The organism is Psychrobacter maritimus (assembly GCF_904846345.1).
In the GTDB taxonomy this organism is placed as follows: domain Bacteria; phylum Pseudomonadota; class Gammaproteobacteria; order Pseudomonadales; family Moraxellaceae; genus Psychrobacter; species Psychrobacter maritimus.
This window is the reverse complement of the sequence record NZ_CAJHAJ010000003.1, coordinates 336,739-353,480: the sequence shown is the minus strand read 5'-3', so window position 1 is coordinate 353,480 and position 16,742 is coordinate 336,739. Positions and strand designations below refer to the sequence as shown.

The window sequence follows — 16,742 nt, the reverse complement described above, 5'->3', positions numbered from 1 at the left end:
TTCATGACTATATGCATTATTATAATCATGAGCGTATTCAACTTAAATTAAAAGGACTGAGTCCTGTGCAATACAGAACTCAGTCCTTGGGGTAAACTAAACCGTCCAACATTTGGGGGTCAGTTCAATTTGGAGGTTTTTATTTTGCCTATTCTGGGCTAGTAATTTAAAAGGTCATGTGATTAGCGTTTAAATTAGTGGCTAGAGTCTAATATAATAAAACATCAGTAAAATAACTTTTGGAAAATAACATGCAACAAAAAAACCGCGTTATTCTGATTCATGGTCTGCATCAAACCGCTTGGATTATGCGGCCATTGGCCAAACGCTTGCAAGTAGCAGGATTTGATACCCACCAATATGGCTATCGCAGTATGCGTGACGGCATCAAAACCAATAGCGCCCGATTAAATGACTGGCTAGAAAAGCACCATCATCCTGACCAGCCAATCGATTTGGTCGGTCATAGTTTGGGCGGTTTGATTATTCGTGATTTTGTCACTGCATATCCGCAATGGCAAATTGGACGCTGCGTAACGCTTGGGACACCGCATTTAGGTAGTGTTTGTGCAGATTATATTTGGCGCTTGACCCCAGCTGTGGTGGGGCGCTCGTACGTCGATGCGCTAGATGGCACGGTCGCGCCCTTACCGGAGCATATTACCTTAGGCGTGATTGCGGGTAATCGTCCTTATGGCTTAGGGCAGTTATTTTTGCGATATCATAATCACAAACTGTGTAAGACAAATAATATGCCACCAGCAGAACATCTACTACACGATGGCACAGTATATATAGAAGAAACCAAAATAGAGGCAGCCACTGATCATATTGTTTTACCAGTGTCGCATACTGGGATGCTAGTCGATAAAACAGTGGCCGCACAAACCAAGTATTTTTTACAATATGGACAGTTCGACCATAGCGAGCTTAAGCATTTATAAATACTAAGCGTTTATAAATGCTAAGCACTTATAAACGCTACTCTTTATCGCTTAGCGAACATTGATACCCATACCCTGCTGCAACTCGGTTTTATGCTCCTTAATCACTGGAATCAAGGTTTGCATCACCCACTCATTGCGCCAGCCTTTTAACCCTTCTGGTAATTCGCTTAACTCTTTATCAAAGGCGATCACTTCATAGAGCTGTGCGAGCCATTTTTTACGCATCAATACATTAGCAGGTACGCCGATTTTTTCTGCTTGCTTATCTATCGCGTGTTGTACTGCTTTTGACAGTATTTTGTTTTTTGAACGATACGGTGGTAATAGGCAGTCTGGATGTTCAGCAGGATGCAAGTTTTTTGCTTCTTTAATGACCTTGAGCAACTCTTCACCATATAGGCGCAGCATACTACGGTGCATCGTGGTTTTGTGCGCCAACTCGCGCATGTTGCTTGGCTTTTCCGTGATAATCTCACGTACCGCTTGTTTTTTTATGACAAAGGTACGCGGTTGATTGGTCGCCCGTGCCAGCTCCTCACGCCACGTTGCCACTGCTTGTAGTATCGCCATTTGCTCAGAGGTATAACGATAATCTGCCATCGTGAGATACATCGCCTCGTCTTCAACATGCTGCGCGTCATATAAATCACTGGCATAGAGTTGGCAGTCCGCCCATACATATTCAAACAGACCTTGCTTTTTCAGCTCGTACTCAAGACTTAAATAAAGCGCTGGCAAAAAGCGTACGTCATCAATCGCATATTGCTCTTGCTCATCTGATAGCGGACGCTGTAACCAGTCTGATTGGCTTTGTTCTTTATCAATATGCATATCTAGCTGATCATCAAGCGCCTGCTGATAGCCCATTTGCAATTGACCGGTTAAATAAGACAGGGCAATTTGCGTATCAAAGATATTGGTCAATGGCGGACAACCAGACAATAGATAAAAAATCCCCAAATCCTCGCCGCAGGCATGCCAAATCGCCACATCCACTTTCATCAGCGCTTGCCACAGCTCAGCCAATTGCAATTGCGGGGCGTCTAGCAAATAAATATGATCACCCACATTTAACTGCACCAGTGCCAAGCGTGGATAATAGGTATCGCGCTTGATAAACTCGGTATCTAACGCTACCCGCCCGCAAGTTGCCAAGGCATCGATAACTTCCTTTAAACCATCTTGCTGACGTACCCAAGTGACCGCAGCTTCATCGGCGATATCTAGCAGTGCATCGATATCTGGCTCGGGTGGCAAATCTGTGGGCGCTACCTCGTTATTGACTAATGGTTTTGATGAATCATCATCAGTAGCAGCAGTATTGTCTGAGAGATTTGGTTGGATAGCAGCAGTTGAAGCTGTTGAAGCATGGTTGGACACGGGCAGATACCTGCATAAATAGGAGAAAATAAAACGCTAAATTGCGTCTTAGGGCATGTCCTCACTTCAACCGATAGGGCTCTAAATGGGCTAAAAATGGTTAAATATTGCCAAACATCGTCGAATAGCTAGGTAATATCTCGATATTATCTGCGCTATTTTCCTTGTTTGACTGCAATTTACCTCATTTTTATCACCATTTTTAAAATGAGGACATACCCTAATAAAAGTGGATAAGAAAACAATTATAACAATTTCATCAAATAAAATGGACAAGACTTGGCTTTTATAGAGAATTTATGAAATTGCTATACAGCATACTATAAGAAAGAGCGATTTTGCATGGCTTGCCCAAGGGTCATGCTATCAAGGTACTCAAGCTCGCCGCCCATCGGTACGCCTTGCGCCAAGCGAGTGACTTTATTGACATGACGACTGACCGCCTCACTGATAAAGTGCGCCGTCGTTTGACCCTCAACGGTAGTACCAGTTGCCAATATCAGCTCTTCAACAGGCTCTTGCTTAACCCGCCAAACCAGTTGATCGATATTTAAATCATCAGCACTGATGCCGTCTATCGGTGATAAGTGACCGCCTAAAACGAAATAGCGCCCACGATAGCCTGCGGTTTGCTCGATAGCCATCACATCGGCGGCGGTTTCGACCACGCATAACAAGCCATTATCGCGCCTTGGATCTTGGCATAATGGACAAATAGCCTCATCACTAAAGCTATGGCAGCGCTGGCATTCGACGATATCGCGCATCGCCTCATCAAGCGCTTGGGCGAGCGCCATGCCTTGGGGACGTTTTTTGGTAAGCAGATGTAGCGCCATACGTTGGGCACTTTTTTGCCCCACGCCCGGCAAAATACGCAGCTGTTTGACCAGCTGATCAAATTTGGCTGTCAGCAAAGTAACTTCCTTTATTTAACTTAATTTATAAATCGTAGCTATAAAAATGGGGTCGTATCGTGTCGATAACAACCCCATTTTTGTGTTCAATCAGCAGTTTTTCGCGCTTAAAAGCTTAATATTTAACGGCTTTATTTTAAAAAAATTAGTCTTTAAAAGTTTCGTCTTAAAGAGCTTAGCGCTGAAAATCCTGCTATTTAGAACATGCCTTGCATACCCGGTGGTAAACCCATGCCTGAAGTCGCGCCAGCCATGGTTTCTTCATATAACTCATCTGCTTGACGCACCGCATCATTGATCGCAGCTGCGATTAAGTCTTCAATCATATCAGGCTCATCTTCCAATAAGCTTGGATCGATAGTCAAACGCTTAACCACGTGACGACCTGTCATAGTAACTTTTACTAGACCGCTGCCCGCTTCGGCTTGAACTTCTTTATTGGCCAATTCTTTCTTAGCGTTTTCAACGTTTGCTTCGACTTTCTTTTGCATCGTTTGTGCTTGTTGCATCAATGCTTGAATATTCATAGTTGCCTCTTTGTATTTTGTCTTAATGCGTATAATAATGAATCGTCATTAATCACGTAAACTTGATGTTAACCGCGATTATACCTTTATCTTTACAAACTGTCTAAACCACGCGCCAAATCTTTGATGATATCTTCCACATCTTCTAAACCTACCGACAAACGGATGAGACTATCATTAACACCTGCCTCTGCTCTTGCCTCAGGCGTCAAGCGGAAATGGGTGGTGGTTGCAGGATGAGTAATAGTGGTTTTAGCATCGCCTAAGTTATTGGTGATAGAAACCATTTGTGTCGAGTCAATCACATGCCAAGCAGCGGCTTTTGAATCCCTTTTGCTTGAATCAGCGCCAGCCGACGGCTTAACTTCAAAGCCCATAATAGCACCATAACCACCTTTCATATGATGTTGACGCGTCGCCAACTCATGAGCGGGATGATTACTCAAACCTGAAAAATGCACGGTACTGACATTGGGATGATTGACCAAAAATTCTGCCACTTGATTGGCATTCTGGCAATGCGCTTGCATACGCAATTTCAGCGTCTCAAGCCCTTTGGTAAAGACCCAAGCATTAAATGGGCTCATGCTGATACCGCCTGATCGCACCACGGTAAAGGCCTCTTGCATCAGCTTATCGCTACCGACTAAAGCGCCGCCCAATACCCGACCTTGACCGTCTAAATACTTGGTTGCAGAATGAATGACCACATCAGCGCCCAAATCTAACGGGCGTTGCAATGCTGGCGTGGCAAAGCAGTTATCAACGACCAATAAGATATCATTGGCTTTACATAGCTGACTTAAATAGCCGATATCGCAGATTTGCGCCAACGGATTGCTGGGGCTTTCGCAATAAATCACTTTGGTATTTGGCTGCACAGCATTTGCCCACGCCTCATTATCGAAGCAATCGACATAACTGACTTCAACGCCAAACTTTGCCATATAGTTATTAAATAAACCAATCGATGAGCCAAACAATTGATTGGCAGCGAGCAAATGATCGCCTGCTTTTAAATAGGCTAAGCACATGGTCAAAATTGCGCCCATACCTGAGGCAGTCGCCACCGCACGCTCGCCATTTTCAAGCGCGGCTAAACGACGCTCAAAGGTACGCACGCTAGGATTGGTATGGCGTGAATAAACGTTGCCCGACTTGTCACCGTTGAAATGTGCTGCCGCATCCGCCGCCGACTCATAAACATAAGAGCTGGTGGTAAAAATAGCTTCTGAATGCTCACCTTCGTCGGTACGATGCTGCCCTGCCCGTACTGCTATCGTTTGCATACCATAATCGAGTTCTAGATTGAGCGCGTCACTGCGCCAGTTAGGGTCTACTTTATTCAAATTTTCATCATCATGCACTTGCGACTGGCTCATAAATTTTCCATTGCACTGGTTATTATTAAACATACGGCTTATTTTGATTATAAACAGCATTTGTTCGCGTTATCATAGCATGGCAACTTATTCCAAACAGCTGGTTTCAAAGGCCTGCTAAATATTATTTTTGAATACTATAGGTTTAGCACTTAGCATTAGGTTTCAGCACTTAGTGTTCAGAAATTATTATTAAATATTTAGAATTAACTATTAACGACTTAATACTAAAAACACCGATGCATTTATAAGGATAAGATGCAAGCGCAGACGATGACTGGACGATGTGGTTATCATGACCAAATAACGTGCCGTATCTAACAAAAATAACGTATTTATAATAGGCACAGATGACAACAGCTGCTAAGCTTAGCCGCGCTTTGAATATTGCCTTGAGCGATATTATCATCCGCTTCATAATCAGTGCTATCATCGGTAAAAAAGCAAGTAAAGTTAAGTCCATTATTCACCAGTATGTCATTACATTCAGGCTCATTAAGGTATCTCATTTATGTCGATGTTTAGTATAGAACCAAGCAACTTATCGCTGAGTCTAACACTGGGACTCACCTTAAGTCTTAGTGGCTGCCAAACTTTGCCAAAGCAGCCGCATTTGCCTGAAAGCCAAGCTTTATCAGCGCGGGTTGACGCGCTATATCAGCAAAATGATGAGCCAGAAGACAATAGTATTGAAAGCGATAGCGATAATAATCAAAATAGTAATAATCAATATAGCAGCCAAGAAAATAGCCCAAATACCAATCCAAAAATCGACAATACGGATTTGGTGGCGGCGATTAGTGAACAAAGTGAGATTCACCCTGATTTATCTGGCTACCATCCGATTGTGACCGGTGCCAATGCGTTTGCCTCACGCAGTATTTTGACCAGTATGGCTACCCGCAATATCGATGCGCAATACTATATTTGGCACGATGACCAAGCCGGACAGCTGATGCTCAAAGACTTATGGGATGCCGCCGAACGCGGGGTTATTGTACGCTTGTTGCTCGATGATTTTAATAACAATGCCAAATTCGATCAGCATTTATTACGTTTTGCCAGTCACCCGAATATCGCGGTACGTATTATCAATCCATTAATGTACCGTAAATTTCAAACTTTAAACTTTGTCACCGGTTTACCGCGAATCAATCGCCGCATGCACAATAAAAGCATGATTTTCGATAAGCAAATCACCATTATTGGTGGGCGTAATATCGGTGATGAATACTTAAGTAACGATAAAAACAGCCAGTTTGCGGATTTAGACGTTTTACTGATAGGTAAAGTTGTCGCTGATATTGACAATAGCTTTGCAAGCTACTGGTCGGCACCGATCTCATTTGATATTCAAACCCTAGCGACCCTTGATAAAGGCGAAACCACGGATTTTTTAGAGGGCTTGGATAAGTTAAGAGTTGATGAAAAAAATAACAGCAAAAGTAGCTTAGATGTCTATAAAGCTGCCATCGAAGATTCGTCTATTGATACCGATTTAATCAATAAGCGCGTACCCTTTCGCTGGACGGACATGCAGTTCTTAAGTGATGATGTTGGTAAACTCACCAAAACTGTTCCAGCAGATACCAATTTGGTGCATCAGCTGCGCACTTTATTGGGCAGCCCGACCAAGCGTCTTACTATTATCTCATCTTACTTTGTACCGACCAAAGACGGTGTCAAGACGCTGGTTGCCTTGGCTGAAGCGGGCATTGATATCAAGATTTTAACCAACTCTTTTGATGCCACCGATGTGACCGCCGTGCATTCTGGCTACAGTCAATGGCGTCCTAACCTGCTGCGTGCAGGGGTAAAAATCTACGAGCTAAAATCTACCGCTTCTGAAGAAAAACGCGAAAACAAGCTTTGGAAAGCGCGCAGTCAATCGTCAACCAGCTTGCATGCAAAAACTTTTGCCGTTGATGACTATCAAGTATTTATCGGCTCATACAATGTCGACCCGCGCTCCGCGAATATCAATACCGAGATGGGCGTGATTATCAATGATGATGAGCTTGCAAAGCAGTTACATGGTGCGCTCAGCGATGACCTATTAAGCCAAGCTTATGAAGTCAAGTTATTAGAAAATGGCAATTTGCAGTGGCATACCGTAGAAGATGGCAAAAAGGTCATTTACGATTCAGAGCCACGCGTTGATATCAGTGACCATGTGTGGCTGACCATCATGTCATGGTTACCGATTGATTGGTTACTATAAGCGTTAGCTCATTTAGCTTGAATGAATCAGTTTTGTTTATAAGCGCTTATTTACAAATTGTCTATAGCGACAATAACTTGAGCGAGATATCTTAAGCCGATAATTTAATGCTGAAGTATTTTTTAGTGCAAGACCCTATCTTTTCGGCAAATCATTAGCCAGTTATATGATTTGTCGTTTTTTATTATGGCCGGTTATCTAGATGGTGACTGGCTTAACAAACTCTTCCCTATGTGGATGCGTGATATATTATGCCTTCTCGTTCTCAATATGCTCTGATGTCCTCTAAAGATAGAAATGCCGTACTGTTTATTTGCTTTAGCAGCGCGGTCGCGTTTTTTGATTTTTTGATTTATTTATATCTTGCAAATATCATCGCCGCTACCTTTTTACCTGCCAATGCTGACTCTACGGTCGCCAGTATGCAAGGGCTTGGGCTTTTTGCGATTGGGTATTTGGCACGTCCATTTGGCGGCATCATCTTTGGCCGCTTTGGTGATATTAAAGGTCGAAAACCGCTCTTATTAATCAGCATATTGGTGACTGCTGCAAGCTTATTGGCCATGGCCTGCTTACCAACGCATGCACAATGGGGCTTGGTTGCGCCCGCTTTATTTATTGCCTTACGTTTGATACAAGGGATGGCATTTGGCGTTTTTGTACCGCTTGCTTGGGTTTTTGTCTCAGAACACGTGCCGCGCCAATATTTATCAGTCGCTTGTGGCTATGTGACCGCAAGTTTCTATGTTGGTGTATTATTTTCCAACGCCTTTTTTCTTTGGTTGACCAATGCGCTGACCACTGCGCAATTGGCTGATTATGGTTGGCGTATACCATTTTTTATCGCAGCATTTTTGAGCGTTTTACCTTTGTTGGCATGGCGCTGGATAGATGAGTCACCGTTTTTTATCGCTATGAAAGCATCAAAACCACGTGATTATGTGGTCAAACCCTTTACCCTACTCTTTAAACATTGTAAGCATTCTATCTTTATCGGCTTGGTTCTGACCCTCATTGTCGCTAGTATCACGACCGTTATCGTTCTGTTATTACCGGATTTAATTGAATTGCGCTTTACCTTAGATAATGACTTGTTTGGATTTTCACACAGTCTTGGCATTGTGTTTATGATTTTTGGCTGTGTGTTTTATGGCATCATATCCAATCATCAAAATTTTGGTAAAGTATTGGCGATTGGCTCTGTATTATTGATTGTGCAGATGCTTGCTTTCTTTTATCACCTGCAAGCCAGTGGCGACTATATTCTTATTATGTATGCGCTTTTAGGTTTTTGCGCTGGTATCGTTGGCATGATACCCGCCATTATTGTGCAACTATTTCCGACCAATGTACGACTCACTGGTATGGCGCTTTGTTATAATCTATCTTACGGTCTTGTTGGGGTATTGGTGCCTTTTGCGCTTGGTTACGCCACTTTATACATCAGTTTCTCGCCCGCCCTATACATTGTATTTATCGGCTTTATTGGCATCATCATGGGCATTTATTTTTATAATTTGCCAGAGTTTAGAAAAATCAATGAGGTTATTTGAGAAGCATTTATATCATAGTAGCCATGTCATAGTAGATATGTCATTTAGCCCTACTTTGCTTGGCCATTGATTTTTTCATCGTTTAACCAATATACCCTTATTAATAAAAAAGCGCCCTGCCTCTATCAGGCATGGCGCTTTATCGACTATTTTTTTTAATATATATAAAAATGCATTTAAAAGTATTCATACTTAATAACGAGGCTTAACCCTAATGGTTGATATGACCAACAAACGACTCTCTGTTGCGCCAATGATTGATTGGACAACGACAGATTATCGCTACTTTGCACGGCTGTTTAATCCGCACGTTTATCTTTATACCGAGATGATTAGCACCGGTGCGCTGATACATGGCAATCGCGCACGGCATTTGCGCTTTGATACGCTTGAGCATCCGCTGGTGCTACAACTGGGCGGCGCCGATATTAGCGAGATGACCCAATGCGCTGAATTTGCCCAGCAGCATGGCTATGATGAGGTCAATATCAACGTCGGTTGTCCGTCCGATCGCGTCCAACATAATAAGATTGGTGCTTGTCTAATGGCAGAGCCGCATACGGTTGCTGATTTGGTTAAGCACATGCAGGCGGCGGTCGATATTCCGGTGACCGTCAAGCATCGTATTGGTATCGATGATTTTGACAGTTATGAGTTTATGGTGGATTTTGTCGAAAAAGTAGCGGCTGCAGGTTGTACGCGCTTTATTGTCCATGCCCGTACGGCGTGGCTACAGGGCTTAAGCCCGAAGCAAAATCGCGAAATACCGCCATTACGTTATGATGATGTTTACCGGCTTAAGCAGGATTTCCCTGCCCTTGATATCGAAATTAACGGCGGTATCGAAACGGTTGCTGATATTAAAGCGCATTTACAGCATATCGATGGGGTGATGATTGGACGGGCGTTTTATCATAACCCGTACTTGCTGGCAGAAGCTAATAGTTTATGGGGCGAGCCGATTCCTAAGCGCTCAGATATTTTAGCAAAACTGTATCCATATTTAGAAGAACAAGTTGCTAAAGGTGAAGCACTACCAACGATGACGCGGCATTATTTAGGGTTGTTCCAAGGTTTGATGGGCGCTCGCAAATGGCGACAGGCATTAAGCGGCAAACCGCAACTAACGATTGATGATATTAAACGAGCCGCTGCTGAAGTCTTAGCCTTAAATCCAGATGCTTAAAGATAAGTAATTACCCTTCTCGCATAAAGTAGGGGCTAATTGGTGCATAGCTAATTGATAAAGACATTCACCAATTAGCCGTTAACCATTTATAGATAAGTATTTAAGCGACTTGCGCTAAATACTGCCCCATTGCTGCGCCATTATTAATAATATGTAGCAGCATCGGCAGCACTAGCGAGCCTGACTTAATACGCGCGTAGCAAAATATCAAGGCCAATACCACAATGGTACTGATTTCATAAATGCCATATTGCAAATGAATCACCGCAAATATCACGCTGGTCACTAAGCTTGCGACGACTGCGCCGCGATGCTCTTTATAGGTTGCGCCTGAGAATTGCTCAGCGATAGCCGACCATAACAATCCGCGAAATATCAGCTCCTCATAAATTGGCGCGACAATCACCATCGCAAATATCAATAGCCATACTGAGCTGACAGACTGATATAAAGGGTCGACAAAAACCAGTGGCGATTTATCGAGCAGATAAGTTAATGCCTGACTGCCAATCATAAATATCAGTAGCAATCCTAACATGCCGATGCCTACCGTCCATGAGAAGGGCTTTAGCGCCAGATACTGCTTTACATTCCCGCCTCTCACACGAATCAACAATACGCTGATTGCCACCAGCAATATACAGCCGATGATGATAGAAAGACTTACTACTGTGCCATCGTTACTACCAAAAAAGAAAATATCGCCCATGGTTGCATTTTTAGCGGCGGGCAACACCAGTTTACCGGCGATATAGACGCCGATTAATTGACTGATAAAAAATGTCACCACCATGCCTATGACCAACAGCAACGCACCCAAGCGCGAAAATAGCGGTGCAGGCTTAGGTGCTTTAGTCATAACAGATGGGATCATAACAGGTTTTGTGGTCGCATCTTTTAGCATAAAGTTGTCACTCAAAGGGGTGTGCTAGCTGCCCACAGGATATTTATTCTGAGCATTAATAATGCATCAGCTTATTTTGGCAACTGTTTTTTGATAAGCTCAAGCACTTGTAGCGCCACCGATTCTGGATGCTCAAGTGGGAACATATGACCGCCAGCGTGGGTTTCGTAATCGATATTAAGTCGTGATTTGATTTGCTGCGGGAACCTACGCTTAAGAAAGATACTGTCTTTACCAATGATAAGCGTCACCGGCGGTTTAGGTGCACGGTTTGGGGTCAGCCAATACCATGACGGATTGGTACGAAAAACCTCAACTTCGCTGGCTTTAGGGATAGCCAATGTTACCTTGCCATCCGCCCGCTCATGCAAACCATGCTCGATATAGCCCTGAAAGCTACGCTCATCGAAACCTTTAAAAAAGCCTTTATGACGCAACTTATCATAAGCATCATTGCGGCTATCCCAAACATCACGGCGATGCTTAGAGACGCCCGCTGGCGAGAGCTTATCCATCAAGCGATTATTCATCAGCGGTAATCTATCTGCGGTTTTGGCCAAATGCCATAGCAGGCTGACTTTACCATAAATCCAAGGCGGATCCATCAGTACCGCTTGCGCAAAGTGTTCTGGCGCACGGTATAACGCCTGCATAGTACACATGGCACCAAGCGAATGACCGACGCCCACCACCTGACTAACGCCATGCTGCTCACAAGTACGTTTAACACTGTCGATAATTTGCTGCGTTAGGCTCTGCCAATGGTTATCTACTGGATAATCGGGCGTATTACCTAACATAGGAATATATTCAATGGTAAAAAACTCAGCAAGCGGTGCAAAAAACGGCGCATAGACGGCACTTGGCATACCATTGGCATGAGCAAAATGAATGATAGGCTTTTGGGTTATCTTAGATTTGGGCAGTGACGCAAAGGTCTGCAAGGTAATGACACTCATGACAAGCTCTCAGTAATTTAAATAGCTGTTTATTATAATAGTCAAAATTTATATACAATTAAGGCTGAGCATAGTCATATGCTCAGCCTTAACAATCATACACATTAAATCTAAAATATAAAGGGCTTAGCGCATCTGCGCGTTACCCTCTTCTTGCGGTAGTACGTCAAGCTTGATGCTTGAGCCAAGCCCTGTGCCTAACTTAACCGCAAAGCGATCCATAAATAAGCTAAACGGGTCGCTCGGGGTATAGTTAACGACGTTATCAAGTTTAAGTTGTTTCTCTAAACTTGAAATACTGCCCTTTTTATCGGCTAAACCAAGCTCAATAGACTGCTCGCCGGTCCAAAATAGCCCTGAAAACAGTTTATTTTGCTCAGGATTTTTTAGACGATTGCCGCGACCTTCTTTGACCGCATTGATAAAGTGCTTATGGGTATTGTCTAGCACTTTTTCGACGTGCTTCTCTTCATAAGCCGTGAGCGGACGCGACAGGCTTAGGATATCTTTATACTCGCCTGCGGTAATGGTACGGTCTTTAACGCCAAATTTATCCATTAAGCCTTCGATATTATAGCTTGGCATAATTACGCCAATCGAACCGACCAAGCTTGATGGATTGACATAAATCTCATCCGCCGCTGACGCGATATAATAAGCACCAGAAGCACCCATATCACCAATCACCGCGTAAAGCTTTTTATCAGGATATTCTTGACGCAAATCCATCATCGTCTGCCAGATTTCATCAGACTGGACAGGTGAGCCACCAGGTGAGTTGATATCGAGCGCCACCGCTTTGGCATTGCTGTTTTTAAAGGCGCGAGTCAAGGCTTCATTGACATCATAAGCATTGGCCACATCACCACTACTAATCGTCCCTTGGATTTCAACCACAGCCAAATGCGGCTTACTGGTATCCATGCCATCGAGACTGGTTGGTGTTTTAGTGCTGCAACCACGGCCGAGGGTTAAAAATATCAATAATATATAACCAAAGGTCAATAGCTTAAAGAAAATACTCCAGCGACGGGCGCGGCGCTGCTCAACCACACTGGCTAATAACGTATTTTCAATCAGTCGCCACTCTTGTCCGCTCGGCTGATTTGACTGCTGCAGCGGCGTTGGCTGATTTGCCGAGTTGTTAGGACGTTTGTTAGGGTCTGGTGGCCAGTTGGGCATATAACTTCCTAAGTCAGAAACAATGTAAAACAATAAAAGAGAGGGTCTTAAAACTTAATCGAGCAAAAACTTAATACAACCGCAATAAGTATATTTGCTTATATAAGTGCATTTTGTAGCGCTTTCATAAAAGTTAAATAAGCTACTAAGTATGATGCCATTTCACTCATGGTTCAATAGCAGAACTGTGAAATAGCTTGATATTATAAGGGCGACACCTTTAGAAACGAGGCATTTCATAAGTAGAAGCGAGGCATTTTATAAGCATAGCACTATTAAGGTAAAGCTTAAGGTGAATCCTTAGTATCAGTATTAAAAGCTAAGGCGGCATCTAGTGGCTTATTATCGTAAGTGATTATCTCATGGATTTGTTGCTGGCTTATTACCTCAGTAGAGATATGCGAAGTACTGTGTCCAAGCCATGTTGTGCTATTTATGGCATTATCTAAGGTGTTGTTTAAATTACTATTTTTATCATTATACTCAATCGAACATAATAACGACCACATTTGCCAAACGCGCGGATGCGTATCGGCATTCAGAATCAGACGTGATTGAGCGTTTTTGGCTTGAGGGGTTGGCGCCTCTATATCGGACTGAAGCGTTTGTATATTAGCAGGTAATGATTTGAGTGGCTCAGCCGCATTATAATTGATGACTTGAATAGGCAATCGACTATCAATCGCAAGCGTACAATCCCAGACACTAACATCGTTTATTTTGCTCCAACCTGTTATTGCTCGTAAAGTTAAATCCCTATTCATGAGTTGCCAGATTTTACCTTGCTCACAGCCTTGGGCGCTAATGGTTGCATGAGTTTTAGCTTGATCAGATTGACTGGCTACTTGATAAGCGCGCTGACGCTCAGGCCAGCGCTCACTACGTCCTGCTTGCCAGTATTGAGCCGTTGGGAAACGTTGACTTAGTTGCGCTACTGTCATGGGTAGTAATTCAGAATTGCTCGGCTCAGAATTATTTGTCTTAAAACTGTTGGGTTTTAAGGGCTTGCTGTTTCTAGTCGATGATGTTGACAGTGTGGCCGTCAATGCGGCGCTACTACTTTGTACCACGATACCCTCTAAGCGCTTAATGGATAAGCTACGTAATTGCTGCTCTAGCGTCGCAGAAAGCTTATCAACCGTTAGCGTGCTTGGCATCGTACGGACACTATCAGGTCTATGATCGGCCAAAAACAACCAGCTGACATTTTTCTTATTTACCCCTTTAGCGGATGCGCGTTTCTTATTATCCTTATGCACATTTTCATTGTTTATCACAGGATATTGCAGCAAAACCGCACTCACATATTGATCACCAGTCGGTAAAATATAAAGAGTTGGTATCGTGGTTAGCGACTGCTGATTGGCATATACCGTCATCACTAGCAGTGTTAACGGCGCTAGCGCGAGCCAACGACTGATAAGCCCGCGCGGCAATAACCACGGTAACATTGCCAGTAATACCATCAGCAAAATAGCCATATTGACTGGCGTATAGAGCCATGCTCCTGAGAATATCGGTAATGCTGTCAGCCATATAATCAGCTCATGTAAATAAGCGACAATGGCAATCACCAACGTCCAAATAGCATCTGCCAGCGTGGGCACGATAAGGTAGCAAAGCCCTGCCAATAGATTCAGCGGTACAATCACCCAGCCAAATAAACCTATGGCAAATAGATTGACGACAAGTCCTAACAATGACGCTTTGCCGAATAATAACAAGGTAATGGGCAAGAGAGCGATAAATAGCCAAAACTGTAACTTAAACAGTCGTTTGAAGCCTAGCCACATGCGTTTAAGCAGTTGCTTGTTTTTATCATCATCATGACTAAAAGCCGTTAACTGGGTAAATTCTGCTTGACTCCATTGTCCTGAGCTATCCTCGTACTTTAATAACAACGCCACCGCTATAAAGGACAGCCAATAACCTGCCTGCCACAATACATATGGGTCGAGCCATGCCATCAATACTGCCAGCGCCAATAATATACGCATGGTACTAATCGGTAGCAATGTTAAGCGTATCAAACCTATCGCTAATAACATCCATGCGGTACGCGCAGCAGGGACATCGAACCCGGTAAATAAGGCATAAATAAAAGCCGCGCTAATCATGACCCACCAGCGCACTTGCCAGCGCGGGATATGACGATAAAGAGAGGGACAAAAGCGATTCAGCAGTAGGACCGCCAATCCTGCTAACACAATCGCTAAAAATAAAACATGCGTCCCTGAGATGGCCAATAAATGAGAAATACCTACCAACTGATACAAATCTTTGGTATCGCGATTGATTAAACTGCGATCACCGGTCAGCAAACTTAAAGTTACCGCTTTTGCTTGCTGCTGTGTGGTATTTTGTGCTGCCCAATCTTGATAAAAGTATTGGCGCAGCTGCCAACGTCCTTGGTCGATAGCGGTACGAAAACGGTATAAATAAGAATCGTCAGCTTTAGATAGTGCTGCTGAGTCATCAGACGGAATAGTCGAGGTACTGGTCGCTATTATATTAGCAACGCCATCGATATGCCGACCCCGTAACCACCGATAACTATCAAATCCGGTTGGGTTATTCAGCGCTTGCTCAGAGCCAGCAAGTGGCGCTAGCGTTAAGGTCATCAATAATTGATCACCGGGCTGTAGATGATTTAAATCTGTAATCTGTGTTTGCTTAAATGATTGTTTAGCTTGTTTCTCAGTAGCCTTTTTAGACAACTTTTTACGTGATTCCTTATAGGGCTTTTTTGGATAGGCGTTTAGCAATACGCGGTATTCAGTTCTCTCAAAGCTTTCAAAATCTTCAGAATTATCATGGCTTAAATTATCTTTAGTTTCTTTATTACTGCTTAGGCTATTATTCAGAGTTTCTTTATAATTTGCAGCGTAATTCGCCGTAAGATTATCTAAATCCTGCGCTGTCAATTCAGACAATAACGGTGATATCTGACTGATGGTGGCAACCTGTCGATAGCCACTATCACTTGCGACATCATAGACACTATCACTTATCCCCTCGATGCTAACCAGCGCTTGTACACGCAAAGGTTGTTTTATGGCGCTACTTTGCGCCTGTTGATGACTTATCAAGGCGAGCAGTCCACTACCACTAATCAGCGTCAGTGCTAGCGCTGCCAATAATAAATAGCGGACACACTTAGAAAGTAACGACAAGCTATACGCTGAGGTTTTCGTAGAATTTTTAACAGAAGGGTTTTGAGAAGGAGGTTGTCTAATAGTAAAGGAACGAGGATATGGAATACGACGTTGACTGACGACTAACAAAACAATAGTAAGTATCGTTAATAATAGCGGCAATGTCGCAGTAGCACTGAGGTCTGCTAACAGCGGACTAACAGGCAGCGGCATGCTATCAGCAACGGCTAAAACGCCCATCATAACGATGATTATCAAGCTACCAATTAACCAGTACACCAGCGCTCCTTGCTTGATAGTCTGTATGATAAGTATAGGCTGTATGATAAATGATGATTGACGATAGCCTTAATGTTAGACCGAACCGTCAAGCGATGGCATTTATCCTGCTATTACCCTATACTGAGCAGAAATATTGCGATAGTGATT

14 protein-coding genes are annotated in these 16,742 nt (G+C 43.3%); 5 read left to right on the top strand and 9 right to left on the bottom strand.

Translation table 11 applies throughout. From position 1 onward, the window contains the following. Window positions 1-95 (top strand): IS3 family transposase (locus tag JMX50_RS06585; protein ID WP_201627976.1); only part of this gene is annotated, 95 nt, incomplete at its 5' end. 156 nt (window positions 96-251) lie between these two features. Next, complete coding sequence (locus JMX50_RS06580; protein WP_201628908.1) at window positions 252-944, top strand: esterase/lipase family protein; 693 nt, start codon at window positions 252-254, stop codon at window positions 942-944. Between the two features lie 51 nt (window positions 945-995). Here the strand turns inward: JMX50_RS06580 and JMX50_RS06575 are convergent, their stop codons facing one another. The 5 genes from JMX50_RS06575 to JMX50_RS06555 form a co-directional block, all read right to left on the bottom strand. Continuing rightward, window positions 996-2,327 carry a ribonuclease D gene (locus tag JMX50_RS06575; RefSeq protein WP_201628907.1) on the bottom strand — a complete coding sequence of 444 codons (1,332 nt, stop codon included), beginning with the start codon at window positions 2,325-2,327 and terminating at the stop codon, window positions 996-998. Between the two features lie 320 nt (window positions 2,328-2,647). Then, complete coding sequence (gene recR, locus JMX50_RS06570; RefSeq protein ID WP_201628906.1) at window positions 2,648-3,241, bottom strand: recombination mediator RecR; 594 nt, start codon at window positions 3,239-3,241, stop codon at window positions 2,648-2,650. Between the two features lie 197 nt (window positions 3,242-3,438). Continuing rightward, window positions 3,439-3,768 (bottom strand): YbaB/EbfC family nucleoid-associated protein, encoded by a 330-nt coding sequence (locus tag JMX50_RS06565; RefSeq protein WP_025651278.1) that lies wholly within the window; start codon window positions 3,766-3,768, stop codon window positions 3,439-3,441. A gap of 92 nt (window positions 3,769-3,860) precedes the next feature. Then, a complete protein-coding gene (locus tag JMX50_RS06560; RefSeq protein ID WP_201628905.1) occupies window positions 3,861-5,150 on the bottom strand; it encodes an O-succinylhomoserine sulfhydrylase in 1,290 nt (429 codons plus the stop codon). Between the two features lie 335 nt (window positions 5,151-5,485). Beyond that, window positions 5,486-5,659, bottom strand: a complete 174-nt coding sequence (locus tag JMX50_RS06555; RefSeq protein WP_201628904.1) for a hypothetical protein — start codon at window positions 5,657-5,659, stop codon at window positions 5,486-5,488. A gap of 2 nt (window positions 5,660-5,661) precedes the next feature. On the opposite strand from JMX50_RS06555, the gene JMX50_RS06550 reads away from it, so the two are divergent. From JMX50_RS06550 to dusA, 3 genes are all read left to right on the top strand, one after another. Next, window positions 5,662-7,371 carry a phospholipase D family protein gene (locus JMX50_RS06550; protein ID WP_201628903.1) on the top strand — a complete coding sequence of 570 codons (1,710 nt, stop codon included), beginning with the start codon at window positions 5,662-5,664 and terminating at the stop codon, window positions 7,369-7,371. A 251-nt stretch (window positions 7,372-7,622) separates the two neighbouring features. Next, a complete protein-coding gene (locus JMX50_RS06545) occupies window positions 7,623-8,924 on the top strand; it encodes an MFS transporter (protein ID WP_201628902.1) in 1,302 nt (433 codons plus the stop codon). A gap of 214 nt (window positions 8,925-9,138) precedes the next feature. After that, complete coding sequence (dusA, locus tag JMX50_RS06540; RefSeq protein WP_201628901.1) at window positions 9,139-10,110, top strand: tRNA dihydrouridine(20/20a) synthase DusA; 972 nt, start codon at window positions 9,139-9,141, stop codon at window positions 10,108-10,110. 103 nt (window positions 10,111-10,213) lie between these two features. Here dusA and JMX50_RS06535 read toward each other — a convergent pair whose 3' ends face one another. The 4 genes from JMX50_RS06535 to JMX50_RS06520 form a co-directional block, all read right to left on the bottom strand. After that, window positions 10,214-11,017, bottom strand: a complete 804-nt coding sequence (locus tag JMX50_RS06535) for a CPBP family intramembrane glutamic endopeptidase (RefSeq protein WP_413786820.1) — start codon at window positions 11,015-11,017, stop codon at window positions 10,214-10,216. Between the two features lie 71 nt (window positions 11,018-11,088). Then, entirely contained in the window at window positions 11,089-11,976 is an 888-nt protein-coding gene (locus JMX50_RS06530; RefSeq protein ID WP_201628900.1) for an alpha/beta fold hydrolase, read from the bottom strand. 126 nt (window positions 11,977-12,102) lie between these two features. Next, window positions 12,103-13,158, bottom strand: coding sequence for a signal peptide peptidase SppA (gene sppA / locus JMX50_RS06525; protein ID WP_201628899.1), 1,056 nt, complete (start codon window positions 13,156-13,158; stop codon window positions 12,103-12,105). Between the two features lie 287 nt (window positions 13,159-13,445). Continuing rightward, the gene (locus JMX50_RS06520) at window positions 13,446-16,592 is read right to left on the bottom strand and encodes a ComEC/Rec2 family competence protein (protein ID WP_227670943.1); all 3,147 of its coding nucleotides are present in this window, start codon (window positions 16,590-16,592) and stop codon (window positions 13,446-13,448) included. Window positions 16,593-16,742: the final 150 nt, after the last annotated feature.

What these genes read in the sequence shown, in the direction of transcription:
- sppA (WP_201628899.1), bottom strand. Translation starts at nt 13,158, where the DNA reads ATGCCCAACTGGCCACCAGACCCTAACAAACGTCCTAACAACTCGGCA.
- JMX50_RS06555 (WP_201628904.1), bottom strand. Translation starts at nt 5,659, where the DNA reads ATGAGATACCTTAATGAGCCTGAATGTAATGACATACTGGTGAATAAT.
- JMX50_RS06565 (WP_025651278.1), bottom strand. Translation starts at nt 3,768, where the DNA reads ATGAATATTCAAGCATTGATGCAACAAGCACAAACGATGCAAAAGAAA.
- JMX50_RS06530 (WP_201628900.1), bottom strand. Translation starts at nt 11,976, where the DNA reads ATGAGTGTCATTACCTTGCAGACCTTTGCGTCACTGCCCAAATCTAAG.
- JMX50_RS06535 (WP_413786820.1), bottom strand. Translation starts at nt 11,017, where the DNA reads ATGCTAAAAGATGCGACCACAAAACCTGTTATGATCCCATCTGTTATG.
- JMX50_RS06550 (WP_201628903.1), top strand. Translation starts at nt 5,662, where the DNA reads ATGTCGATGTTTAGTATAGAACCAAGCAACTTATCGCTGAGTCTAACA.
- JMX50_RS06545 (WP_201628902.1), top strand. Translation starts at nt 7,623, where the DNA reads ATGCCTTCTCGTTCTCAATATGCTCTGATGTCCTCTAAAGATAGAAAT.
- dusA (WP_201628901.1), top strand. Translation starts at nt 9,139, where the DNA reads ATGGTTGATATGACCAACAAACGACTCTCTGTTGCGCCAATGATTGAT.
- JMX50_RS06580 (WP_201628908.1), top strand. Translation starts at nt 252, where the DNA reads ATGCAACAAAAAAACCGCGTTATTCTGATTCATGGTCTGCATCAAACC.
- JMX50_RS06560 (WP_201628905.1), bottom strand. Translation starts at nt 5,150, where the DNA reads ATGAGCCAGTCGCAAGTGCATGATGATGAAAATTTGAATAAAGTAGAC.